The organism is Pseudomonas sp. CCI4.2, assembly GCF_034350045.1.
GTDB lineage: Bacteria > Pseudomonadota > Gammaproteobacteria > Pseudomonadales > Pseudomonadaceae > Aquipseudomonas.
Window position 1 is genome coordinate 2,667,502 of sequence record NZ_CP133781.1, and the last position, 24,347, is coordinate 2,691,848.

Here is a 24,347-nt window from a genome sequence, read left to right on the forward strand (position 1 = left end):
TGGGTGAGTCACAAACTCGAAGCTTATTTCATTGGAGCTTCGGTTTTGGTGCCGTCTTTGTGCCAGGTGTAGACCACAAATTTAAAGTCTTTCAGGTCGCCTTTGGCGTCGTAGCTCAGGTCGCCAGTCGGGGTCTTGAACGTGCCCGCGTGGATAGCGGCGGCTACTTTCACAGGGTCTTCGCTTTTAGCGGCAGTGATGGCATCAGCGATCACTTCAACTGCAGCGTAAGCCGGGAACACGAACGGGCCACTTGGGTCTTCTTTCTTCGCTGCAAACGCGGCGACCAGAGCTTTGTTCGAAGGATCTTGGTCGAACGATTTCGGCAGTGTTACCAGCAGACCTTCGGAAGCATCTTGAGCGATCTGCGAGATCGACGCGTTGCCCACGCCTTCTGGACCCATGAAACCAGCGATCAGGCCTTTCTCTTTAGCCTGACGCAGGATCAGACCCAGTTCCGGGTGGTAGCCGCCGTAGTAAACGAAGTCGACGTTGGCTTGTTTCAGTTTCGCGATCAGCGAAGAGAAGTCTTTGTCGCCAGCGTTGATGCCTTCGAACACGGCAACTTTCACGCCTTTGCCTTCGAGGGTTTTCTTCACTGCGGTAGCGATGCCTTCACCGTACTGCTGCTTGTCATGGATGACAGCAACCACTTTCGGTTTAACCACGTCAGCGATGTAGTTGGCAGCGGTTGGACCTTGAGCGCTGTCCAGACCGATGGTGCGGAAAATCATTTTGTAACCGCGAGCGGTGATCTCAGGGCTGGTGGCCGCTGGAGTGACCATCACGATGCCTTCGTCTTCGTAGATATCAGACGCCGGTTGAGTCGAGCTGGAGCACAGGTGACCGACCACGAACTTCACGCCGTCGTTGACGACTTTGTTAGCGACCGCTACGGCTTGTTTTGGATCGCAGGCATCGTCGTACTCAACGGCTTCGAGTTTCTTGCCGTCTACGCCGCCTTTGGCATTGATTTGCTCAATGGCCATTTTTGCGCCGCTGAACTGCATGTCGCCGTATTGAGCGACTGCGCCAGTTTTAGGACCGGCAATACCGATTTTGATGGTGTCAGCTGCGAACGAATGGCTGGCTACCCCGGCCAAAACCAGTGCGGCAAACAGCTTGGAAACCTGCTTAATACCCTTAGTCATGATGCTCCACTCTTCTGTTTTAATTTTTATAATCCTGGCGGCCAAGGCTGCAGGACCAGATAAAAAACGCCCGGTCATCCCCCCGGCAACTGTACCGGTACAGTGTAGAGCGCCGGTTTGTCGCTTGAAAAGCGGGCTACTGGGGGCAAAACCGGGTGATGTCGCTTAATCGACAGAAAGATACAGAATCGCACCAACTTCTTGCGCTCAGCGTTCGCACAATTGAGTTCGCACCCCCGCAATTCTGAACTTCCCATGCAATCAATCACTTAAATCTGGGTTTGTCCGAAGAAACAGCGGCGCTATGATTGCGCCAATTTTCTCTTTGGTGAAACCCATGACGAAAGAACCTAGCACCCTCTATGCCAAACTGCTCGTCGAGACGGCTTCTATTACGTGGAATGAATTGCAACCATTCTTTGCCAGGGGTGCCCTGTTGTGGGTCGAGGCGCCTCTGGATTTGATCGAGGTCGCAGAAGCCGTGGCTGTTAACCAAGCAGACAAAGTCGCCGCGTGGCTTTTAACGGGACAGGTCAGCAAGGTAGACGAATCAAGGGCGTTGGATCTTTTAGAGCGCGATCCGCCGCTTTGGACGGTGGTGGTGGCACCTTGGGTGTTGATTCAGGACAGGGCGCACGTCTGAATTATCGCCCTGAAAAAGTGCGGCGAGCCGGGCGGGTGGGTAGCCCGGTAACCGCCATCACGACGATGGCGAAGTGCAGTAGCGAAAAAACCCACCTGTTTCAAACCGTTCCTGCGCCTCAGTATGCGGTTTTCCCGGTGTGCTGATTGAGCGAGATGACTTTGGTCTTACCAATCCGGTGACGGTAAATTTCTCTCAGGTATTTGACTGCCTTTTTAACGCTGTCGCGGGGAATCAACGTCCAACGCAATGTTCGAGCCACAGCGACCCAAACCTATCAGGCACACTGATGGAAACTGTTGGTCGCGACCTAGTTCTTCTGGGTCTTCGACATGAGCCGAAAGCGCGAACACGATGTCACGCAGGCCGTCGAGATTGTCGAGGATGCGATCGGTGTCGGTGTCGGTCTCGGTAAAGTACAGATCCTGGTGCGCGGGCATCGGCTGGGGGCTGTAAGCGCTGCGGATGGCCGGAGCGCTAGGAGCGGTTAACAGTAACCCTGAGGCCGCGCTGGCCATATCGTTTTTATGAGTCATCGTTAGCCATATGCTGGAGTGGATGGCCGCACGACTGAGGTTGCCGCGCCATCGCGGAGTAAGAAATGACGACTTTTACAGCGCGTCACGAGCTTGCGGACACAGCCCATGTAACCAACGTCGATCACCTGTTATCAGCGTAACGAATGTTTAAAGACAGATTTCCTGGCGAGTTCTAGATTGAGCATCCAGGCTCGACGAAATCCGGCGTTTGCGCGAGGGTTCTCATTCGAGTGCACAGGACACCGAATAACAATAAAAGAGACGGACCCCATGCAGAACTCGACCCAAGCGGAGAATGCCTGGCGCATTCTGTTCCTGTTGTTCCTGGCAAATTTGTTCAACTTCTACGACCGTGCGATCCCCGCCATTATCATCGAGCCGATTCGGTTGGAATGGAGCCTCAGCGACTTTCAGATCGGAATCATTGGCACTGCGTTCACCATCGTTTATGCCATTGCCGGACTGCCACTAGGTCGCATGGCCGATACCGGCTCGCGTCGTAAATTGATGGGCTGGGGCCTGGCGGTTTGGAGTGGTCTGACGGCGGCCAATGGCTTGGTCGGCAGCTTTTGGGGGTTCCTGGCGGTGCGCATGGGGATCGGCATCGGCGAAGCCAGTTATGCACCGGCGGCTAACTCACTGATCGGCGATTTATTCCCGGCCCATCGCCGTGCTCGGGCCATGGGGATTTTCATGCTCGGCCTGCCGTTGGGGTTGTTGTTGGCGTTTTTTACCACGGGGGCGATGGTCAAGGCGTTCGACTCGTGGCGCGCGCCGTTCTTCATTGCGGCAGTACCGGGTTTGCTGCTGGCAATTTTCATGTTTTTTATCCGAGAACCCCAGCGTGGCGCCGCCGAAAGCGTGCGCATCTCTCAGGAAAAAATCGACAAGCCGATCCGTCGGGTGTTGGCGATTCCAACCTTTGGTTGGCTGGTCTTGGCGGGGCTTAGCTTCAACTTCGCCACCTACGCCTGCAATTCGTTCATGGTGCCGATGCTGCAACGCTACTTTTTGTTGCCGTTGCAGCAAGCGGCTGTGGCGACGGGATTGATTGTCGGTGTGACCGGCTTGATAGGCCTGACCCTCGGCGGCTGGATCGCGGACAAGGTTCACCAGCGTTATGCCAGTGGGCGTTTGATATTCGCGGCGCTCAGTTTGATTGTGTCGACGGCAACCACCGGTTACGCATTGCATGCCGGGCGAATTGAAATCGGCCTGTTCATTGGCGTCTTCAGTGTGGGCTGGCTGTTTTCCTACAACTTTTATACCTGCGTCTATACCGCGATCCAGGATGTGGTGGAGCCGCGTTTGCGCGCGACCGCCATGGCGGTATTCTTCGCTGGGCTGTATCTACTGGGCGGGGGGCTGGGGCCGGTGGTCGTCGGGTTGTTGTCCGACTACTTCTCCCATGCAGCGATGGCCGCAGCGGGTGTTGGGCAAATGACCGAAGTGTTCAAGGCCGACGGCCTGCACGACGCAATGCTGCTGATTCCGGTGGCGTTGTTCCTGACCCTGTTGTTCTTGCTTCAAGCGTCCCGCAGCTTCGCCAAGGATGCCGAGCGGATGAAGGCGGGAATGGCTGCGAATGAGCCGCTGATGCCTGCGGTGACGGCCTGATCCACCGCGTCAGGCCATTCGCGAATGAATTCGCTCCCACAGAATTTCAGCATGACGCTGAATTCCCTGTGGGACCGAATTCATTCGGGAAAGCGGTGTGTCGGGCACACCGCTTCGTCCATTACCCCGCGACCAACACCCGAATCGCTTCCAGTCGCAGAGCGGCTTTGTCGAGCATCGCCAAGCCTTGTTCGCGCTGTTTACGCAGGGCGATCAACTCGCTGTCGCGCACGGTCGGGTTGACCGCTTGCAATGCGGTTAAGCGCGCCAGCTCTTCGTCGGTATCTGCCGCCAGACGACGTTGCGCTTCGGCTACGCGTTCAGCGTGTTTCGGCGCGATTCTGGCTTCGCCGGCGTTGATCTGTGGATTAAGCACATCCCGTTGCGACTGGATGAACTTGTTGGCGCTGGCACGGGGCACGCTTTCCAGTTGTTCGTTCAGGGTCACGAACGAGACGCGGCCCGACAGGTCGTTGCCGTTTGCGTCCAACAGGCAGCGCAGCGCTGCCGGCGGAAGATAACGACCCAACTGCAATGAACGCGGCGCGACCACTTCACTGACGTACAACAGCTCAAGTAACACGGTGCCGGGTTTCAGCGCTTTGTTCTTGATCAAGGCCACGGCGGTGTTGCCCATGGAGCCGGACAGCACCAGGTCCATGCCACCCTGAACCATCGGGTGTTCCCACGTGATGAACTGCATGTCTTCACGGGCGAGCGCTTGGTTGCGGTCGTAGGTGATGGTCACGCCTTCGTCGTCGCCCAACGGGAAGCTGGCATCGAGCATCTTTTCGCTAGGGCGCAGGATCAGTGCGTTTTCCGAATGGTCTTCGCTGTCGATGCCGAACGCATCGAACAGGGTTTCCATGTAGATCGGCAACGCGAATTGGTCGTCTTGCTCAAGAATGTCTTCGACCAGCGCTTCGCCTTCGCCCGCACCGCCGGAGTTCAACTCCAGCAAGCGGTCGCGGCCGCTGTGCAGTTCGCTTTCGAGACGAACACGTTCTTCCCGGGCTTCGTCGACCAGTGCTTGCCACTCAGTGTCGTCGCCACTTTCCAGCAGCGGCAGCAGACGCGGACCGAAGCGGTGTTGCAGGGCGTTGCCGGTGGGACAGGTATTAAGGAACGCGTTAAGCGCCTCGTGATACCACTGGAACAGGCGCTGTTGTGGACTGGTTTCCAGATAAGGAACGTGCAGCTCGATGATATGTTTCTGGCCGATTCGGTCCAGACGCCCAATGCGTTGTTCCAGCAAATCCGGGTGTGCCGGCAGATCGAACAGTACCAAGTGGTGAGCGAACTGGAAGTTGCGGCCTTCACTGCCGATTTCTGAGCAGATCAGCACTTGCGCGCCGAACTCTTCATCCGCGAAATAGGCGGCGGCGCGGTCACGCTCCAGAATGTTCATGCCTTCGTGGAACACGGTCGCCGGGATGCCTGAGCGCACGCGCAAGGCGTCTTCCAGGTCCATCGCGGTTTCGGCGTGGGCACAGATCACCAGCACTTTGACGCGCTTGAGCATCTTCAACGTGTCAATCAGCCAATCAACACGGGGGTCGAAGCGCCACCAGCGTTGTTCTTCGGCGAGGTCGGGCTGCGATTGGAAGCTGACTTCCGGGTACAGGTCGGGATGTTCGCCAACCGGCAACTCCAGGTATTCAACCGGGCAGGGCAGGGCATACGGGTGCAGTTTGCGCTCGGGGAAACCTTGTACTGCGGCACGCGTATTACGGAACAACACGCGGCCTGTGCCGTGACGATCGAGCAGTTCGCGAATCAGTCGTGCGCTGGCATCGGTGTCGCCATCGTTGACGGCAGCCAACAACGCTTCGCCGGCATCACCAAGGAAACCGTGAATGGTCTTGTGCGCTTGGGGTGAAAGGCGGCCCTTATCCAGCAACTCCTGAACAGCTTCAGCCACCGGGCGATAGTTTTCGCTCTCGGCACGGAACGCGTGCAAGTCATGGAAACGGTTTGGGTCCAGCAGGCGCAGACGGGCGAAGTGGCTGTCTTGACCGAGTTGTTCCGGGGTCGCGGTCAACAGCAACACGCCCGGAATGACTTCAGCAAGCTGTTCGACCAACGAGTATTCCGGGCTGGCTTGTTCTTCGTGCCACACCAAGTGATGCGCTTCGTCGACCACGAGCAAATCCCAGCCCGCCGCAAACAGCGCGTCCTGGGCTTTTTCGTCTTCGACCAGCCATTCCAGTGCAACCAGCGCCAGCTGGGTGTCTTCAAACGGGTTGCTGGCATCGCTTTCGATAAAACGCTCGGCGTCGAACAGCGCCACTTGCAGGTTGAAACGGCGGCGCATCTCCACCAGCCATTGGTGCTGGAGGTTTTCCGGCACCAGAATCAATACCCGATTGGCCCGGCCCGACAGCAACTGACGGTGGATCACCAAGCCGGCTTCGATGGTTTTACCCAAGCCTACTTCGTCGGCCAGCAGTACCCGAGGGGCGATGCGGTCAGCGACTTCGCGGGCGATGTGCAGTTGGTGCGCGATGGGTTGCGCACGAACGCCGCCCAAGCCCCACAGTGACGACTGTAATTGACGGCTGGTGTGTTCCAGCGTGTGGTAACGCAGGGAGAACCACGGCAGCGGATCGATTTGCCCGGCAAACAGGCGATCAGTGGCCAGGCGGAACTGAATGAAGTTCGACAGCTGGGTTTCCGGCAGCGTAACGGCTTCGTTCTGGGCGTTGAGACCGTGATAGACCAGCAGGCCATCGACATCGTCGACTTCGCGTACGGTCATTTTCCAGTTTTCGAAGTGGGTGATCGTATCGCCTGGCGAAAAGCGTACGCGAGTGAGCGGTGCGTTACGCAGCGCGTACTGGCGAGTATCGCCAGTGGCCGGATAGAGCACGGTTAACAAGCGGCCGTCCTGCGCCAGAACGGTGCCTAAACCCAGCTCAGCTTCGCTGTCACTAATCCAGCGTTGCCCCGGTTGATACTGCTGCGCCATGCTGCCTGACTCCCGCCGTGAAAAAGCCGACTATATTAACGGATCATGCCACTCAAACCAAAGGGCACTGTCAAAACGGCTGTATTCATTGGCTAAGTGCCGTTGAGCAGGCGGTGCCGGGCACTTGCTGGCAAGACCATAGTCGAAACTTTCGTGCCCGGTGGCTCAAGTCGACGAACCGGCAGCCGACAGCCTGCCACAGGAGATCAAATTCATGCTGCCACCCATGCTTCCGCTGAGCGTCGTCCCCGTGACCTCGCAGCTCGACCCGGTCAAGCAACGGCCTGATATTCCGCCTGTGGTGCCGGTGCAGCCGCCCTCCAACGAAAGCACCATTGATCTACGCAATCGCGACCCCGAACAAAGCGCGATGATGCTGCGAGAAGAGCAGCGGCGTCGTCAGGAAAAACGCCGCCACGGCGAGCCTGATGATCCAGAAGACCATTTCGCAGAACCCGGCAATTTGTTGAATGCTGACAACACCGTGCCGGTCGTGCCGTTGATTGATGATGAGCCGAGGCAGGGGTTGTGGGTGGACGTGGAGGTCTGATCCATTCAGCAAAATGGCGCTGTCCAGCCGCCCTCAACATTTTGTCTCGCAACAACGCTGTTCATTGCTAGTCACAGCCGCCGTCTGCACGCATTATTGTCAGCACTCCCGTGTTCACGACGTATAGGCCATGAGCGAAGACGATAAATTGATCGACCTGGGCGCCGAGCGCGCCAAGCGTACCCACGACCTGAACGACAAACGTTTAAATGAAGTCCGTCAGGCTTTTGAACAAGCGTTGCCGATGGGCAAAGGCAAGAAAAAGCCCAAAGGCAAACCAAAAAAGCCTTGATTGCTCCTGTCCCCACCCCCCGTTTTTTGATGCAGATCAGTTATTCGCTGGGCGCCTTAGCCTGTCGTGGTCGCCATTGATCTGCGTCAACTTCACCCCCAGACACCTTGGTTAACCTAGCTCTATCGAACAGAGTTCATCAGGGAGGGCGGTTATGTTTCTCGATAATGTGGTTGTAGCGGGGGTGTGTACCGTCAGCCTGATGGTGCTGTTCTTCGTAGGGTTTGGACTATTTATCTGGAATGATTCAAAAAAGCGTAAATAACGCTGGGGTCGGTCTGGTACACGAGCACGCAAGGCACTTTGGGCGACTTCGGTCGCCTTTTTTTCGTTTGCTGAAAAGTGAAAGTGTTTTGTGGGAGCGAATTCATTCGCGAACGCCGTGACGCTATTGGCCTGACAAACCGCGTCGTATTCTTCCCGAATAAATTCGGTCCCACGCAGGCTGCACAGCCTGCACAGGTGTCAGTACATAGCGCTAATCAACCAATGGTAATGGCTGGCAGCGTCGGTAATGTGACCGTCTGCTGTTTGCGGGGCGCGAGGATCTCGGCTTCGCCGTCTACCACCAACTCATCACGCTGGTTGAACACGCGAGTCGCAATGCGTACGCGAAATTTTGGCAGTTTTTCCAGGATCTCCAGGCGCACCGTCAGTGTGTCGCCAATCTTCACCGGCTTTTGAAAACTCATTTGCTGGCCAATATAAATAGTGCCGGGGCCAGGCAGTTCGCAAGCTACAGCGGCACTGATCAACGCGCCACTGAACATCCCGTGGGCGATACGCTCTTTGAACATGGTTTGCGCGGCAAACTCAGGGTCGAGGTGCACCGGGTTGTGATCGCCTGACATAGCAGCAAACAGTTGGATGTCGCGCTCCTCGACGGTTTTGCTGTAGCTGGCGGTCTGGCCGACCTCAAGCGCTTCGTACGGGGTGTTGGTAACTTGAGTCATAAACTGATCCTGTGGCGTGTTAGTGGTGATCAACGTATCAACAGCATGAGGCTCGATTTACTCAACGTGCGGTGGTCGAGGGCTGGTCAAAGCTTCATTGAGCCACGCGAGTAGATCACGAGTGACTTCGTCTCGGTTGGTTTCATTGAGCAGTTCGTGGCGCGCCTGAGGGTAAACCTTCAGCTGCAACCCTTGATTGCCCGATTGCCTCATAGCATTGGCAAGGTCTTTGAGACGCTTACCCTCGCTCACCGGATCACATTCGCCACCGATTATTAGCAACGGCAGGTTCGGGTCGATTTGCGCGAGGTTCGCCGGCTTGCTGATTTGTTGCAGGCCCGCCAGCATGTCGATCCAGAGCTGGTTGGTGCAGCGAAAGCCACACAACGGATCGTTCATGTAGAGATCAACTTCAACCGGGTCGCGGCTCAACCAATCAAAGGCTGTACGTGCAGGCTTGAATTTCTTGTTGAATGCGCCAAATGACAACCATTCGATCAGGGCACTGCGCCCTGTGCCGCCTTGGCGCCAGCGCTCCATGCGGGCAATCATGCTGGCGCTGCGATAAAGCGTAACCGGCTGAAAATTCGACCCACTGAGAATCGCGCCCTGCAGGCTGGCGCTATGGTGCAGCAAATAGGCCTGGGCAATGTAACTGCCCATGCTGTGGCCCATCAGGAAGATCGGCACCGACGGGTGTTTTTGCCGAATGTATTGGCTCAGGCTAGCCAAATCGCCGACCACTTTGCTCCAGCCCTGCTCATCGGCGTAGTGGCCCAGCGTGCCGTGGGCGGCTGTTTCACCGTGGCCGCGCTGATCCGGCGCGTAGAGCGCGAATCCCTCGGCGCTTAATGCCTCACCGAAACGCGCGTAACGGCCGCTGTGCTCAGCCATGCCGTGGGACAGCATCACCACCGCCTTGGGGGTGATCGTCGGTTGCCAGTGATTGATATAGAGTCGGCTGTGGTCACTGGCGTCAAGCCAGAAAGCAGTGCGGTTCATGGCGATTCCTTGTGCCCCGAGTGACAGGTGTTGATCAGTGTAGGCTTATGGACAAATCGCAGTCCGATCACCTGCAAGATTCACGCGGTTGATGACGCGCCGCCTACTATTTGCCTTGTTGGCTTTAGCTGCTAACGTCCGGCAAGCCCCGCGCTTGAATACGGCGGGCCAGACATACTCAGGTAAGAGGACATAAAAACAATGCATCCTGATTTCTGGAACGATAAACGCCCCGCCGGCGTGCTGCCTGAGATAGACCTCAACGCCTACAGATCGGTCGTCGAGGTTTTCGAGCGGTGCTGCAAAAAGTTTGCAGACCGGCCGGCCTTCAGCAATATGGGGGTCACTCTGACGTACGCCGAGTTGGAGCGCCACTCGGCCGCCTTCACCGCTTACCTGCAACAGCAGACTGATTTGCAGCCTGGGGATCGCATCGCCGTGCAAATGCCCAACCTGCTGCAATACCCCATCGCCGTATTCGGGGCGCTGCGTGCTGGGCTGATTGTGGTTAACACCAATCCGCTCTATACCGCCCGTGAAATGCGCCTTCAGTTCAAAGACTCGGGCGCCCGGGCGCTGGTTTACCTGAATATCTTTGGCAAGTTGGTGCAGGAAGTGCTGCCCGATACCGACATTCAGTACCTGATCGAAGTGAAGATGGGCGATATGCAATCGGCGGCTAAAGGCTGGTTGGTCAATACCGTCGTCGATAAGGTCAAGAAGATGGTCCCGGCGTTTGATCTGCCCCAGGCTATCCCCTTCAAAAGTGTATTGAAGCTAGGGCGTGGTCACCCGTTGCAAGGGGTCAAACTCAGCCTCGACGACATCGCTGTGTTGCAGTACACCGGCGGCACTACCGGTCTGCCAAAAGGCGCAATGCTCAGCCACGGCAATTTGGTCGCCAACATGCAGCAGGTGCATGCCTGCTTCTTGCAGCACGGGCCAGACGGCGCACCGATGTTCAAGGAAGGTCAAGAGGTGATGATTGCGCCGCTGCCGCTTTATCACATCTATGCCTTCACCGCGAACTGCATGTGCATGATGGTCACCGGCAATCACAACGTGCTGATCACCAATCCGCGAGACATCGGCGGTTTTATCAAAGAGCTGAAGAAGTGGCGTTTCTCGGCATTGATCGGGCTCAATACGCTGTTCGTGGCGTTGATGGATCACCCAGACTTCAAAAGCCTGGACTTCTCCAGCCTGAAGCTGACCAACTCTGGGGGAACGGCGCTGGTCAAGGCCACCGCCGAACGCTGGCAGCAATTGACCGGGTGCGGGATCGTCGAAGGTTACGGTCTGACCGAAACCTCCCCGGTTGCTTCCACCAACCCCTATGGTGACCAAGCGCGGTTGGGAACGGTCGGGATTCCCGTACCTGGCACTGCGTTTAAAGTTATCGATGACATCGGTAATGAATTGGACTTGGGCGAGCGCGGCGAACTGTGCATCAAAGGCCCGCAGGTGATGATGGGCTATTGGCACCGTGCCGACGCCACCGCCGAAGTGCTGGACGCCCAAGGTTGGTTAAAAACCGGTGACATCGCCGTCATCGACCCGGACGGGTTTGTGCGCATCGTTGATCGCAAAAAAGACATGATCATTGTTTCGGGCTTCAACGTTTACCCTAACGAAATCGAAGACGTGGTGATGGCCCACCCGAAAGTGGCGAGCTGCGCAGTCATCGGTGTCCCGGATGACCGCACGGGCGAAGCGGTGAAGTTGTTCGTGGTGGCGCGGGAGATGGGCGTCAGTCTTGAAGAGCTAAAAGCCTACTGCAAAGAAAATTTCACCGGTTATAAAGTACCGAAGCAAATAGTGCTGCGTGAATCATTGCCGATGACGCCAGTAGGAAAGATCCTGCGCCGCGAACTGCGGGACATCGCCTGATTCAACCGTCCGCGCCAAAGCATTCGCTTGCGCGCCTGCTGCTGCCACAGGATGAGGATGTTCTTGGGAGCAGCGTGTTGCACGATGATCTATTTTTAAGCTCTGCAATCCTTTGTCTTACCATGGTGTATGGTTGCTCTAAAAATGACCGGACTAACTTATTCGGTCATTTTTATGACCGTGCGGGCCTCTTTTGGCTCTAGGCGGCCTCTGGCAAAGCTGGTACTCTCGGCCCGCTTTTTGACCAATCGGTAAGCGAAAAAAGCCTGTAAACCAAACAAAAAATCACCGCATTAAAGCGGTGTGTAGAATTCGCTCGCTGAGGAGTCGGCTTCCATGATCGAAAATTTTTGGAAGGATAAATACCCGTCTGGCATTGCTGCCGAGATCAATCCTGATGAGTACCCAAATATCCAGGCGGTGTTGAAACAGTCCTGCCAGCGTTTCGCCAACAAACCCGCTTTCAGCAATTTGGGCAAGACGATCACGTACGGTGAGCTGTACGAATTGTCCGGTGCGTTTGCCGCTTATTTGCAGCAGCACACCACGCTACAGCCCGGTGATCGTATCGCGTTGCAACTGCCCAATTTGTTGCAATACCCGATCGCTGTGTTCGGAGCCATCCGCGCCGGCTTGATCGTGGTTAACACCAACCCGCTTTACACCGCGCGGGAGATGGAGCACCAGTTCAATGACTCTGGCGCCAAGGCTTTGGTGTGTCTGGCGAACATGGCTCATTTGGCCGAGACCGTACTGCCCAAGACCAAAATCGAACACGTCATCATCACCGAAGTGGCCGACCTGTTGCCGCCAATCAAACGTCTGCTGATCAATTGCGTGATCAAGTACGTCAGGAAAATGGTCCCGGCGTACCACTTGCCCAAGGCGATCAAGTTCAACGATGTGCTGAGCAAAGGTCGTGGCCTGCCGGTTAAAGACGCCTCACCTTCCAGTAACGATGTTGCGGTGCTGCAATACACCGGCGGCACTACTGGTGTGGCCAAGGGCGCGATGCTGACGCACCGCAACCTTATTGCGAACATGCTGCAATGCAAGGCACTGATGGGCTCGAACCTCAACGAAGGTTGCGAGATTCTGATCACGCCACTTCCGCTGTATCACATCTATGCGTTCACCTTCCATTGCATGGCGATGATGCTGATTGGCAATCACAACATCCTGATCAGCAACCCGCGGGATCTGTCGGCGATGGTCAAGGAGCTGTCGAAGTGGAAGTTCAGCGGCTTTGTCGGCCTGAACACCTTATTCGTGGCCCTGTGTCAGAACGAAGAGTTTCGCAAACTGGATTTCTCCGCGTTGAAAGTCACGTTGTCCGGGGGCATGGCCCTGCAATCCGCGGCGGCTGAACGTTGGAAGGAAGTGACCGGTTGCGAGATTTGCGAAGGTTACGGCATGACTGAAACCAGCCCGGTGGCGACGGTCAATCCGATTCAAAAAATCCAGATCGGCACCATTGGCATCCCTGTGCCATCGACCCTGTGTAAGGTGATCGACGACGCTGGTAACGAGCTGGCACTGGGCGCCACCGGTGAGCTTTGCGTTAAAGGCCCGCAAGTGATGAAGGGCTACTGGCAGCGCAAAGAAGCCACGGAAGAAATGCTCGACGCTGACGGCTGGTTGAAAACCGGCGACATCGCGATCATCCAACCGGATGGCTACCTGCGCATTGTCGATCGCAAAAAAGACATGATTCTGATCTCCGGTTTCAACGTCTACCCCAACGAATTGGAAGACGTACTGGCGGTACTGCCCGGCGTCCTGCAGTGCGCCGCCATCGGTATCCCTGACGAAAAATCGGGTGAGGCGATCAAGATTTTCATTGTCGTCAAACCGGGCATGAACCTGACCAAAGAACAGGTCACGGAGCATATGCGCGCCAACGTCACGGCTTACAAAGTGCCGAGAATGCTGGAGTTTCGTGATGCGTTACCGACCACCAACGTCGGCAAGATCCTGCGACGCGAGTTGCGTGCTGAAGAACTGAAAAAGTTGGGTCTGGCCAAGTAAAGTCTAAACGCTATACACCAAGCCCCGCCAATGCGGGGCTTGGTTGTTTTAGAATGGGCGACGCCACGAATCTGTAGGAGCGAACTTGTTCGCGATGGAGCGCGAAGCGGTCCCACTGGGCTGTGTCGGTTTCGCCTGAAAGAACCCATTCGCTGATTTTACGACTGCTGCGCAGCCGATCGCGGGCAAGCGCGCTCCTGCAAGTAGTCCGGTGTTTGCTGCGCGACAGCGCGGCAACACGGCGGCGTGCTGCATTGCCCCCCTCAAATCTGCGACAATCCCCGCCTTTGCACCCTCAAAAGACTTTGCGTACCCGATGACCGACGAATCGCCCTCCATCGACCAACTGTATAAAAACCTCGACCACGCGATGATTTCTGATCGTCATCGCTTGCGCCGGCAGTTGCACGACCTGCGTAAAAAGCCCGACGAGGCCAAGTTGGCGCAATGGGCGGGGCGTGCGCAAGCGTCTATCGCCCAGGTCACGGCGCGGGGTGAAAGTCTGCCGGTGATTCGGTATGACGACAGCCTACCGATTGCCGCCAAGCGCGATGAAATCAAGGCGGCGCTGCTCAAGCATCAAGTGTTGATCATTGCTGGCGAAACCGGTTCGGGTAAGACCACCCAGTTGCCGAAGATTTGCCTGGAAATCGGTCGCGGCCAGCATGGCTTGATTGGGCATACACAGCCGCGTCGGATTGCCGCCCGTAGCGTCGCCAGCCGGGTGGCCGAAGAACTCGGTACGCCCTTGGGCGCGTTGGTGGGTTATCAGGTCCGTTTCGAAGACCAAAGCGACAGCAACACCCTGATCAAGTTGATGACCGACGGCATCCTGCTGGCCGAAACCCAGCACGATCGCTACCTGGAACGTTACGACACTATCATCGTCGACGAAGCCCACGAACGTAGCCTGAACATCGATTTTTTGCTGGGCTACTTGAAAACCCTATTGCCGCGCCGCCCGGACCTGAAGCTGATCATTACCTCGGCGACCATCGACTTGCAGCGCTTCTCCGAGCATTTCGACAATGCACCGATTGTCGAAGTCTCTGGCCGTACGTTCCCAGTGGACACCTGGTATCGCCCCCTGACCTCGCAACAGGATGAGGAGGGCAACGCGATTGAAGACGACTTGACTGTCGATCAGGCGATTCTGGCGACTCTGGAAGAGCTGGCAGACTTCGAACGCAGCGAGCGCAAAAGTCCCGGCGACGTACTGGTATTTTTGCCCGGAGAGCGAGAAATCCGCGACGCGGCAGAAATGCTGCGCAAGGCGCAACTGCGCCACACCGAGATTTTGCCGTTGTACGCACGCCTGTCGCCGGCCGAGCAACAGCGGATATTTCAGTCCCATCCGGGGCGTCGTGTGGTGTTGGCGACCAACGTGGCCGAAACCTCGCTGACCGTGCCAGGCATTCGTTACGTGATTGACAGCGGTACAGCGCGGATCAGTCGCTACAGCTATCGCTCCAAAGTTCAGCGCTTGCCGATCGAGGCCGTTTCCCAGGCCAGCGCCAACCAGCGCAAAGGCCGTTGCGGCCGGGTCGAGCCGGGTTTGTGCGTACGCTTGTACAGCGAAGAAGATTTCAACGGTCGGCCGCAATTCACCGATCCGGAAATCTTGCGGACCAACCTCGCCGCCGTGATCCTGCAAATGCTGCATTTGCGTCTGGGCGAGATCACCGACTTCCCGTTTATCGAGCCCCCTGACGGCAAAGCCATTACCGATGGCTTTAACCTGTTGCAAGAGCTGTCGGCGGTCAACCGGGATAACCAGCTGACGCCGCTGGGTCGCCAATTGGCGCGGCTGCCGGTTGACCCGCGCATGGGCCGCATGTTGCTCGAAGCCGCTCACCAAGGCAGCTTGCAAGAGATATTGATCGTCGCCAGCGCCATGTCCGTGCAGGACGTCCGCGAGCGTCCGCCCGAGCGGCAACAAGCTGCCGATCAGGCCCATGCGCAATGGAAGGACATCGATTCCGACTTTGCCGGGCTGGTCAACTTATGGCGTGGTTTTGAAGAACAACGTCTGGCCTTGACCGCCAGCCCGCTGCGCAACTGGTGTCGGAAAAATTTCCTGAACTACCTGCGCTTGCGCGAGTGGCGCGATTCCCATCGGCAACTGAGCCTGATCTGCCGGGACTTGCAGCTCACCATCAACAAAGAACCCGCCGATTACGCCAAGCTGCACAAGGCCGTGCTCTCAGGGTTGCTCAGCCAGATCGGGCAGAAAGCCGAAGAGGGTGATTACCTCGGCGCCCGTCAGCGGCGTTTTTGGATTCACCCGTCGTCCGGGTTGGGCAAGAAACGTCCGCAATGGCTGATGGCTGCCGAGCTGGTGGAAACCACCAAGCTGTACGCGCGCATGGTGGCCAAGATCGACGCCGACTGGATCGAGCCGTTGGCCGGGCATTTGATCAAGAAAAACCACTTCGAACCGCATTGGGAAAAGAAGCGCGGGCAGGTGGTCGCGTTCGAGCAAATCACTTTGTTCGGACTGATCGTGGTCGCTCGGCGGCCGGTGCATTACGGCCCTATCGACCCGGCGGTTTCACGGGAATTGTTTATTCGCGAAGGCCTGGTACGGGGTGAGATTCTGTCCCGCGCCAAGTGCCTGACCGCCAATACCAAACTGTTGGAAACCCTCGACGAGCTGGAAGCCAAGGCCCGTCGCCGTGACATTCTGGCCGACGAAGACACGCTGTTTAGCTTCTATGAAGCGCGAGTTCCGGCAGAGATTCATCAAACCGCGACCTTCGACAGTTGGTACAAGGTCGAAAGCCAGAAAAACCCGCAGCTGTTGATCATGCGCGAGGAAGATGTGCTGGCCCGCGAAGCCAGCGAAATCACCGCTGCGTATTACCCGGACACGCTGAGTTTGGGTGAATTGACTCTGGCGTTGAGTTACCACTTCGAGCCCAACCATCCCCGAGACGGCGTAACGTTGCGCGTGCCTGCACCATTACTGCCAATGCTGCCCGCCGAGCGACTGGCGTGGTTGGTGCCGGGGCTGCTGGAAACCAAGTGCATTGCCCTGGTGCGTAACCTGCCCAAAGCCACCCGCAAAAACTTCGTGCCGGTGCCGGACTTTATCAAGGCTGCGCTGGAGCGCATTACCTTCGGCGAAGGTTCGCTGCCTCAGGCGCTAGGTCGCGAATTGCTGCGCATGACCGGCGCACGGGTGGCGGACGAAGCGTGGGTCGAAGCGGCTCAGCAGCTCGAAAATCATTTGAAAATGAATTTGGAAATCCTTGACGGCAACGGTAAATTCCTCGGTGAAGGGCGTGAGCTAGATGCCCTGACGGCACGCTTCGCCGAGGCCAGCCAAGCGGCGTTGGCGGTGCCGCAAACCGCAAAAAGCCAGTTGCCGGTGGAAGCCAAAGTCTTCGCCCCAGTGGCGCAAAAAACTCAACAGAGCATCGCCGGGCTGTCGATGACGGTCTATCCGGCGTTGGTGGAGGAATCGGGCACGGTCAAAGAAGGCCGGTTTTCAACCCCCGCCGAAGCCGAATTCCAACACCGACGCGCCCTGCAGCGCTTGTTGCTACAACAGCTCGCCGAGCCCGCCAAGTTCTTGCGCGGCAAGTTGCCGGGGCAAACCGAGTTGGCGTTGCTGCATCGCGAGCTGGGCCGGGTCGATGGCTTGATCGAAGACATCCTGCTCGCCAGCCTCGACAGCTGCATTCTCGACGGCGAAGCCAGCCTGCCGCGCGATGGCGCCGGGCTGGCGGGCTTGGCTGAGCGTAAGCGTGGCGGCTGGACTGAGCACGCCGAGCGTTTGGCGAAGCTGGCGCTGGAAATCCTGACGCTGTGGCACGGTTTGCAGAAGCGCTTCAAGGGCAAGATTGACCTGGCCCAAGCCGTGGCGCTGAACGACATCAAATCCCAACTGAGTCATCTGGTGTACCCGGGCTTCGTCCGCGAAACCCCGATGCCTTGGCTCAAGGAATTGCCGCGTTATTTGAAATCCGTCGAACTGCGTCTGGAAAAACTCTCGGCTCAAGCGCAGAAAGACCGCGTCTGGAGTGGCGAGCTGGCAGGGCTGTGGGATCAGTATCAAACCCGCGCCAAGAAACATGCGCAGGAAGGTAAACGCGACGATGAACTGGTGATCTATCGCTGGTGGATGGAGGAATATCGGGTGTCACTGTTTGCGCAGCAGTTGGGTACCAAAGTGCCGATTTCCGATAAGCGACTGAGCAAACAGTGGGGTCAGGTCGACGGTTGATGGGGGCTGACGGCTTTAGGCCATTAACGCGCCGTAATAGCGCCAAAAGCGGCCCGTTATGGCACACTTCGCGCCTAATTTTATGCATTGGTACGTTGGTACCAATGCTCATGCCCCGCAGGTCGTTGTTCGCGACGATCAAATAAGAGAGGAACGACCGTGTATAACGTCGTCATCAGTGGCACTGGCCTGTTTACCCCAGCCAACAGCATTTCCAACGATGAGCTGGTGCAGTCCTTTAATGCCTATGTCGCACTGTTTAATGCCGAGAACGCGGCCGCCATCGAAAGCGGCGACGTGCAGGCCCTGACTGAATCCAATGCGGCGTTCATTGAAAAAGCGTCCGGCATCAAAAGCCGTTTCGTCATGGACAAAGAAGGCATCCTTGATCCGCACCGCATGGCGCCGCGATTGCCAGAGCGCTCCAATGATGAGTGGTCGATCCTCTGTCAGATGGGCGTCGCCGCCGCCGAGCAAGCGTTGCTTCGCGCCGGCAAGACCGCAGCTGATATCGACGGCGTGATCGTTGCCTGCTCTAACCTGCAACGTGCTTACCCGGCGATCTCCATCGAAATCCAGGAAGCGCTGGGCGTCCAGGGTTTTGGTTTTGACATGAACGTGGCCTGCTCGTCCGCCACGTTTGGTATCCAGCAAGCCTGCAACACCGTGCAATTGGGCCAGGCCCGCGCGGTATTGGTCATCAGCCCGGAAATCTGCACGGGTCATTTGAATTTTCGCGACCGTGACAGCCACTTCATTTTTGGCGATGGCGCGACGGCCGTGGTGGTTGAACGAGCCGATTTGGCGACATCGGGCCATCAGTTCGATATTGTCAGCACCAAACTGCTGACCAAGTTTTCCAACACCATCCGTAATAACTTTGGCTTCCTCAACCGCGCAGCGGAAGAGGGCATCGGTGCTCCAGACAAACTGTTCGTCCAGGAAGGCCGCAAGGTATTCCGCGACGTGTGCCCCATGGTCGCCGAGCTGATCGCCACCCACCTTCAGGAAAACAACCTCAACATCGCTGATATCAAGCGGTTTTGGCTGCACCAGGCCAACCTCAGCATGAATCACCTGATCGTGAAGAGGCTGCTGGGCCGCGAAGCCACGGTGGAAGAAGCGCCGGTGATTCTCGACACCTACGCCAACACCAGTTCGGCGGGTTCGGTCATCGCGTTTCACACGTACCAAGACGATTTGCCGACGGGCGCACTGGCGGTACTCAGTTCTTTCGGCGCCGGGTACTCCATAGGCAGTGTGATTCTGCGTAAACGCTGATCAACGTTTGCTGACTGGCATCCGGGCATAAAAGTCCGGGTGCTATTTTTTTATGTCTGAGTCGCCGGTTCGAAAACATAGCCTGAACAACTTTCCGAGTTGTAATAAGGCCTTTTCGATGACCGACCAATCAAGCAGTTCTTCAGCGTCCCCCTCAACGTCCCCTGACGATGATGTTTTTACAGTGTGGAAGGACGATCAAGCCAACCATGCATTCATAAAGAGTCATCTGCCAGTCTGGTACAGCGCTGCGTCCAAGGAACTTAGGGCGGCGCTGCGCAAAAGTCAGTTGTTTAGTCTGTTTTCTCGACGCGAACTTAAACCGCTGCATCGAAAGTTAATGTCTGTAACCGCGTTTGCCGAGCCTTTGCTGGAAAAGGCGTTGATTAAAACCTTCGATCTTCGTCTCGACCTGCACAAAAACGATTTGGTGACCGTACACAGTCAAACGTTCTTGGGCATGGACCAACGTCGCCCGTTCAGGCAAAGCCTGCTTCATGCCGCCCTGCAAAACTTTGAAGCGTTCGAAGCGCAAGAGGGCGGATTTGAACGCGGCGCTGCGTTATTACCGGATGACGGCCTGCAACTGCAACTGGTCGCCGGAACAGGCGTCAATGGCCGCTATCCGCGGTTTCGTTATCGCTATTCCGGGATTATCGGTATCAAGCCTGCGCAATTCGCCGCGATGTGCCGCAGTCTTGATTTAGGCGCCCTTTATCAAAACCATCTAAACAGCATTTTCAAGCCGACCGCTTTGCCAGGTCAGTCAGCTGAGGAATTGGCGTCTGAGGTTGCAGGTAAGTTTCAGCGCGGCGAGCAAGACAGCGTGCAAGTGCTGGCTCACATCGCACTCATGAAAAACCAAATTTCCCAGTCTGCCTACGAAATGTTGCTGGCGTTAACCTCGCCGGGAAGCACCCCCTTGTGGGGCGCTGAAGCAGTTCGCCATTGTTGGTTGCGACTACTGGACTCGGTCGGCGAGCACGGGGACATGTTATTTGGCGCGATGTTGATCGAGCCTGACAGAGAGGACGATGGCGCCTTGCCGTGCGTGGTGTACATGCCGGGGGAGCCTGAGCACCCGCTCAAAGAATATGAATCGTTCAAGGCCTTTGCCGACACGCTACGCCGCAAGCTCTCGGTCCAGGCCTACCAACAGTATTTTCGGCGCTTTATTGGTTTGCGCGAACATCAGCGGTTTTTTGAAAGGCTTAACGAGCGGCTTACCCCATTGCGTGCGTTGGACGGCAATCCCCTCAGTCGCGGCCTGCACGGGCGGGTATTCGATCCGCAGGCTGAGCTTTCGCTGGAGAAGTTTGCGTACACCCCGGCGCCGTTCCAGATGTTGTATGAGCACCTGTTGCTTAAAACCTATGGCGACTCACAGGTGCTGGCGGTTTCCACGGATGAGGAGGATCAAAAAAGCCGTATGCGACGGCTGCACGCCTATGAATCGTCTGGTCTGGATTTGCTCAATATCGCGTCGTTTTTTATTCCGATCTTGGGCGCCGCGATGGCCGTGGTGGCGGTAGAGCAGGTGTTGTCCGATATTTTCGTTGGGGTTATCGAGTGGCGAGACGGCGAAATCGACGAAGCCCTGACGCATCTATTCGAGGCCGCTGAAAATATTGCGCTAGCAGGTGCGATGGGGGTTGCTGCGGCGAGCGCTTCCTCCGTTGCCAGCGGCTCTTCTGCGTTTATCGAAAACCTGGTGTCAATCAAGCTGAAAAACGGCCAGAGCCGACTCTGGAAGCCGGACCTGGCCCCGTTCCAGCAAAACCTGGCGTTACCTAACTGGGTCATGGCGAGTGCCGAGGGACGGGTTGAGGTCGATGGCAAAACCTATTTGCCGATAGCGGGCAAGCTTTACCAAGTCAATTTCGATAGCGCTTTAAAAAAATGGCGCCTGCTTCACCCTGCCGATGCCGGCGCCTATTCGCCCATCCTTAGTCATAACGATGCTGGAGCGTGGCGCCATGAGGGCGAGAACCCCATGGCCTGGGATCTGCACACGTTATTCAAGCGTTTGCATCCGGGGTTTGATGCCATCCCCGAACGAACCATCGACCGCATCATCGCCGTCACCCGCGCAGACGAAACACTGCTGCGCCAGGTCCATGTGGAAAACGTCAAACCGCCGGCCTTGTTGATTGACTCGATTCTCAGGTTTCAGATTGAGGATGGACTTGAGCAGTTTATGACCGCGATGCACAGCGGTAACCTGCAGGACATCAGGAGGCCGCACATTGACCTGTATCTTGAACTGCTGACGGTTTTGCCCGGTTGGCCGCAACGCCGACTGGTACGTTTGCTCGATGCGAAGGGCACTGTGTTCAAGGTATTTGGCAAGGCTGAGGCGACGTTGCCTGCAGTCGATCTGAAGTATTTGCCAGGGCAAATGGATGATGTCATCACGTCAGTTCTGGACGCACTCACGCCAGCTGAAAAAGACACCTTGTTGGGCGACTACAACCCCAGGCGGCAAAGCCAGAGCGATCGTCTGGCTTGGCAGATAGCCGAGGTCGCAAGCGAGCGAAGAGGCTTTTTGCGTGCATTGATTAATCCGGTCGATACCGTGTCGGATGGCGCTCCAGTCACACTCATCAAGCGCTATTTTCCGGCAATTCCCACCGTAGTGGCTCGAGAGATCGTCGAGTCAGCCAGCGTCCAAGAAGTCACGCAGATGAGCGTCTCGTCGCGTTTGCCGCTGCGCATTGCCGAACAGGCGCGGGAGCATCAGCAGCAATTGCGCTTGAATCGTGTCAATGAGGGCTTCTTCTTCAAGGGTTCCGATCACCCGGACATCGCCACCGCCGGTTTTCGATTACTCCCACGCTTGCCCGGTTGGCCTGAGCACCTGGCGCTTGATATTCGCGAGGGTAATTTTTCCGGCGAGCTGCTCGACAGCGTGGGGAATCGCCAGACCGCGACCTTACGGTGGGTGCTAGTGAAATCCGGCGAGCGTTACCAAGCGTTCGACAGCATGGGCAACATGATCGATGCTGGCAATCATTCGTTCTTCGAGGCGTTGTTGCAGGCCTTGCCGGCCGATACGCGCGTGGCAATAGGCTTGTCGCGCAAGGCGTCTGAGCAAGAGCTGCGTGAGGCGCTGGGCGCTATCGCAGTCGTCCAGCGTGATGAGGTCGCGACGGCGCTCGGCATGCAAGCGATCAAGCCCGGATTCAAAGCACCGCAACGCCTGGCAGACGGCCGTATCGGCTATCCCCTGAGCGGAAGGATTAGGCGGTTATTTGCCAGATTCGGACTCGGCGCCAGTAGTCACTCTGCTGAGTTGGCGGTGAAAACCCTGTTTCCTGGAATGGATGAGGCTGAAGTCAGGACGTTCATTGACGATTTACGCGCAGAGTTCACGGGACGCTCCAGCGAAGTGAGGGCCTACGTTCGGGGGCGGATCCGTGCGCTTGAACTCGAATGTCAACAGTTGGAATCAACCCTTGAACGATGGCTCGAGATGCGCAGCGAGGCTCGAATCAGGGGTGACGTTATTCAATTTGTGATGGCTGAGGATAAGCGTGCAGCTGCAGCTCGCATTAGAAATTGCTGGCGAAGACTGACCGATATGCATTATTCCGAGCGTGGGCGATTTCTCGGTTACACGTTGGATCTAAGTCATCTGACGGTGGGTGAACTCCCTGCGTTGACGGCTCGCTTTGACCATGTAACTTCACTGTTGCTCAATGACATTGGCCTCACTACCGAAGAGGTTAATAGCTTCCTCGGTCAATTCAGTAACCTGCGTGAGGTATACCTGAAGGGCAATGAACTCACCTCGGTTCCAGAGGCGCTAACGGCACATCTCGAACTTGCACAATTGTCATTGCGCGGTAACCCGTTGTATCTGGATCAAGCATCAGTCGTTCGTTTACAACGTTTTTCGCACTTAAGAGCGCTCAACTTAAATTACTGCCCGATTGGGCCACGCTTGGACCTTAGCGGCATGCGCCGGTTGGTCAGGCTTAATATCCGGGCGACCGGCATCGTGGCGTTGCCTGCTGGTCTCGTCGATTGCGTCCACTTGGTCAGTCTGGATGCGCGTAACAACCAGATTGTCGATATTCCTGAGGCCACATTTATTGACGCGCGAGCGATCTTCAGGCGCATTCAATTGCATGACAATCCGCTCAGCGAACAGACCCGCCAAAGGGCTCAGCGGATATTCAGCGATGAAGCGAGACAGACAATGGGACTTACCCATTATCGAGCCCATGGGCAGGTGTCGCTGTCGCCGTTCTCGTCTTGGTTGCCAGGTTTACCGGCTGAGAACCGAAGCGCTAGATTTGCGGTTTGGAACGATCTTTTGGCGGAGCAGGGAAGCGCTGATTTTTTTCGCGTATTAGGTGACCTGACAACGTCCGCCGATTACCGCGATAGCCCGCAGAGGCTCGCTCAACGTGTCTGGACCGTAATAGACGCTGCCACCGCTCATAGCGCCTTGCGCGATGAGTTATTCATCTTGGCGGCCCATCCGCAGACGTGCAGCGATGGGGTCATGCTGGTGTTCAATAACGTGGAAGTTCGCGTGCTGGTGTTTAAGGCCACGGCGTTAGCCCGCGTGGGGGCACAAGAAAACGAGCTGTTTGAGCTGGCCCGAGGGCTGGAGCGGCTTGATGAGATCGAAAAAATTGCCCGCGACGATATCGCTTTCAGGTCCATAGGCGACCCGTTGCTTGACCATGCCGAGGTTCGGTTGGCTTATCGCATTGGGCTCGCGCAACGGCTGAAACTGCCGCTACAACCTTCCGGCATGTTATTCAGCCGTTTAGCGGGAGTGACCGAAGAGGCGATCAATACCGCTGAGCAACACGTCTTGCACCGGGAAAAGACACCAGCCTTCTTTGAAGCGATGATCGCCCGAGATTTTTGGATGGAATATCTAGAGAAGCACTACGCAACGCGCTTTGAACCGGTTCAGGCACCGTTCCACGAACGCTTGAATGATCTTGATGACCGCGCCTATGCGACCTTGCGCACGGATGAGTACATGGCGCAGATAGAGCTGATTCAAAAGGAGCGAGCCGACGCGACTAACCAACTGGGTTTGCAATTGACCCGCCAGATTGCGTCGAGTATTGCGGTTGGAAAGGTCTCTTCCGTGCGCAGATAACCCACCACGCGGCAGTCCCGAACAGCGGCTGCACCGGGTTTTTATTTCGGCTTATTCAGCGAATGCGCGATACTCGCCAG

General features: G+C 56.8%; 14 protein-coding genes and 1 pseudogene. 10 read left to right on the forward strand and 5 right to left on the reverse strand.

Translation table 11 applies throughout. From position 1 onward, the window contains the following. Positions 1–23 precede the first annotated feature (23 nt). The gene (locus tag RHM65_RS12090) at positions 24–1,151 is read right to left on the reverse strand and encodes a branched-chain amino acid ABC transporter substrate-binding protein (protein ID WP_322185169.1); all 1,128 of its coding nucleotides are present in this window, start codon (positions 1,149–1,151) and stop codon (positions 24–26) included. Between the two features lie 337 nt (positions 1,152–1,488). Here RHM65_RS12090 and RHM65_RS12095 point away from each other — a divergent pair, with 337 nt between their 5' ends. Continuing rightward, positions 1,489–1,794 carry a DUF2288 domain-containing protein gene (locus RHM65_RS12095; protein WP_322185171.1) on the forward strand — a complete coding sequence of 102 codons (306 nt, stop codon included), beginning with the start codon at positions 1,489–1,491 and terminating at the stop codon, positions 1,792–1,794. A 236-nt stretch (positions 1,795–2,030) separates the two neighbouring features. Here RHM65_RS12095 and RHM65_RS12100 read toward each other — a convergent pair. Continuing rightward, a pseudogene (locus RHM65_RS12100) lies at positions 2,031–2,330 on the reverse strand (hypothetical protein); the annotation flags it as partial. Positions 2,331–2,603: 273 nt separating this feature from the next. Here RHM65_RS12100 and RHM65_RS12105 point away from each other — a divergent pair. Beyond that, the gene (locus tag RHM65_RS12105) at positions 2,604–3,950 is read left to right on the forward strand and encodes an MFS transporter (RefSeq protein WP_322185173.1); all 1,347 of its coding nucleotides are present in this window, start codon (positions 2,604–2,606) and stop codon (positions 3,948–3,950) included. 121 nt (positions 3,951–4,071) lie between these two features. On the opposite strand, the gene rapA is transcribed toward RHM65_RS12105, so the two are convergent. Further along, positions 4,072–6,918 (reverse strand): RNA polymerase-associated protein RapA, encoded by a 2,847-nt coding sequence (gene rapA / locus RHM65_RS12110; RefSeq protein ID WP_322165743.1) that lies wholly within the window; start codon positions 6,916–6,918, stop codon positions 4,072–4,074. A gap of 214 nt (positions 6,919–7,132) precedes the next feature. Here rapA and RHM65_RS12115 point away from each other — a divergent pair, with 214 nt between their 5' ends. The 3 genes from RHM65_RS12115 (at position 7,133) to ccoM (ending at position 8,025) form a co-directional block, all read left to right on the forward strand. Next, positions 7,133–7,468: an aspartate-semialdehyde dehydrogenase gene (locus RHM65_RS12115; protein ID WP_322165742.1), complete on the forward strand. Its 336-nt coding sequence runs from the start codon at positions 7,133–7,135 to the stop codon at positions 7,466–7,468. Positions 7,469–7,598: 130 nt separating this feature from the next. Beyond that, entirely contained in the window at positions 7,599–7,760 is a 162-nt protein-coding gene (locus tag RHM65_RS12120; protein ID WP_322165741.1) for a hypothetical protein, read from the forward strand. A gap of 154 nt (positions 7,761–7,914) precedes the next feature. Further along, positions 7,915–8,025 (forward strand): cytochrome c oxidase subunit CcoM, encoded by a 111-nt coding sequence (ccoM, locus tag RHM65_RS12125; RefSeq protein WP_322165740.1) that lies wholly within the window; start codon positions 7,915–7,917, stop codon positions 8,023–8,025. 217 nt (positions 8,026–8,242) lie between these two features. Here ccoM and RHM65_RS12130 read toward each other — a convergent pair whose 3' ends face one another. Next, entirely contained in the window at positions 8,243–8,713 is a 471-nt protein-coding gene (locus RHM65_RS12130) for a MaoC family dehydratase (protein ID WP_299828133.1), read from the reverse strand. A gap of 57 nt (positions 8,714–8,770) precedes the next feature. Continuing rightward, positions 8,771–9,715, reverse strand: a complete 945-nt coding sequence (locus tag RHM65_RS12135) for an alpha/beta hydrolase (protein WP_322185175.1) — start codon at positions 9,713–9,715, stop codon at positions 8,771–8,773. Between the two features lie 201 nt (positions 9,716–9,916). Between RHM65_RS12135 and fadD2 the strand changes: the two genes are divergently transcribed. From fadD2 to RHM65_RS12160, 5 genes are all read left to right on the forward strand, one after another. Further along, positions 9,917–11,605 carry a long-chain-fatty-acid--CoA ligase FadD2 gene (fadD2, locus tag RHM65_RS12140; protein ID WP_322185177.1) on the forward strand — a complete coding sequence of 563 codons (1,689 nt, stop codon included), beginning with the start codon at positions 9,917–9,919 and terminating at the stop codon, positions 11,603–11,605. A gap of 336 nt (positions 11,606–11,941) precedes the next feature. Then, entirely contained in the window at positions 11,942–13,633 is a 1,692-nt protein-coding gene (gene fadD1 / locus RHM65_RS12145) for a long-chain-fatty-acid--CoA ligase FadD1 (RefSeq protein ID WP_322185179.1), read from the forward strand. 316 nt (positions 13,634–13,949) lie between these two features. Continuing rightward, entirely contained in the window at positions 13,950–17,861 is a 3,912-nt protein-coding gene (hrpA, locus tag RHM65_RS12150; RefSeq protein ID WP_322185181.1) for an ATP-dependent RNA helicase HrpA, read from the forward strand. Between the two features lie 159 nt (positions 17,862–18,020). Then, positions 18,021–19,142, forward strand: coding sequence for a beta-ketoacyl-ACP synthase III (locus RHM65_RS12155; protein ID WP_322165735.1), 1,122 nt, complete (start codon positions 18,021–18,023; stop codon positions 19,140–19,142). Positions 19,143–19,482: 340 nt separating this feature from the next. Continuing rightward, positions 19,483–24,267 (forward strand): NEL-type E3 ubiquitin ligase domain-containing protein, encoded by a 4,785-nt coding sequence (locus RHM65_RS12160; RefSeq protein WP_323565495.1) that lies wholly within the window; start codon positions 19,483–19,485, stop codon positions 24,265–24,267. Positions 24,268–24,347 lie beyond the last annotated feature (80 nt).

What these genes read in the sequence shown, in the direction of transcription:
- RHM65_RS12090 (WP_322185169.1), bottom strand. Translation starts at nt 1,151, where the DNA reads ATGACTAAGGGTATTAAGCAGGTTTCCAAGCTGTTTGCCGCACTGGTT.
- RHM65_RS12095 (WP_322185171.1), top strand. Translation starts at nt 1,489, where the DNA reads ATGACGAAAGAACCTAGCACCCTCTATGCCAAACTGCTCGTCGAGACG.
- RHM65_RS12105 (WP_322185173.1), top strand. Translation starts at nt 2,604, where the DNA reads ATGCAGAACTCGACCCAAGCGGAGAATGCCTGGCGCATTCTGTTCCTG.
- rapA (WP_322165743.1), bottom strand. Translation starts at nt 6,918, where the DNA reads ATGGCGCAGCAGTATCAACCGGGGCAACGCTGGATTAGTGACAGCGAA.
- RHM65_RS12115 (WP_322165742.1), top strand. Translation starts at nt 7,133, where the DNA reads ATGCTGCCACCCATGCTTCCGCTGAGCGTCGTCCCCGTGACCTCGCAG.
- RHM65_RS12120 (WP_322165741.1), top strand. Translation starts at nt 7,599, where the DNA reads ATGAGCGAAGACGATAAATTGATCGACCTGGGCGCCGAGCGCGCCAAG.
- ccoM (WP_322165740.1), top strand. Translation starts at nt 7,915, where the DNA reads ATGTTTCTCGATAATGTGGTTGTAGCGGGGGTGTGTACCGTCAGCCTG.
- RHM65_RS12130 (WP_299828133.1), bottom strand. Translation starts at nt 8,713, where the DNA reads ATGACTCAAGTTACCAACACCCCGTACGAAGCGCTTGAGGTCGGCCAG.
- RHM65_RS12135 (WP_322185175.1), bottom strand. Translation starts at nt 9,715, where the DNA reads ATGAACCGCACTGCTTTCTGGCTTGACGCCAGTGACCACAGCCGACTC.
- fadD2 (WP_322185177.1), top strand. Translation starts at nt 9,917, where the DNA reads ATGCATCCTGATTTCTGGAACGATAAACGCCCCGCCGGCGTGCTGCCT.
- fadD1 (WP_322185179.1), top strand. Translation starts at nt 11,942, where the DNA reads ATGATCGAAAATTTTTGGAAGGATAAATACCCGTCTGGCATTGCTGCC.
- hrpA (WP_322185181.1), top strand. Translation starts at nt 13,950, where the DNA reads ATGACCGACGAATCGCCCTCCATCGACCAACTGTATAAAAACCTCGAC.
- RHM65_RS12160 (WP_323565495.1), top strand. Translation starts at nt 19,483, where the DNA reads ATGTCTGTAACCGCGTTTGCCGAGCCTTTGCTGGAAAAGGCGTTGATT.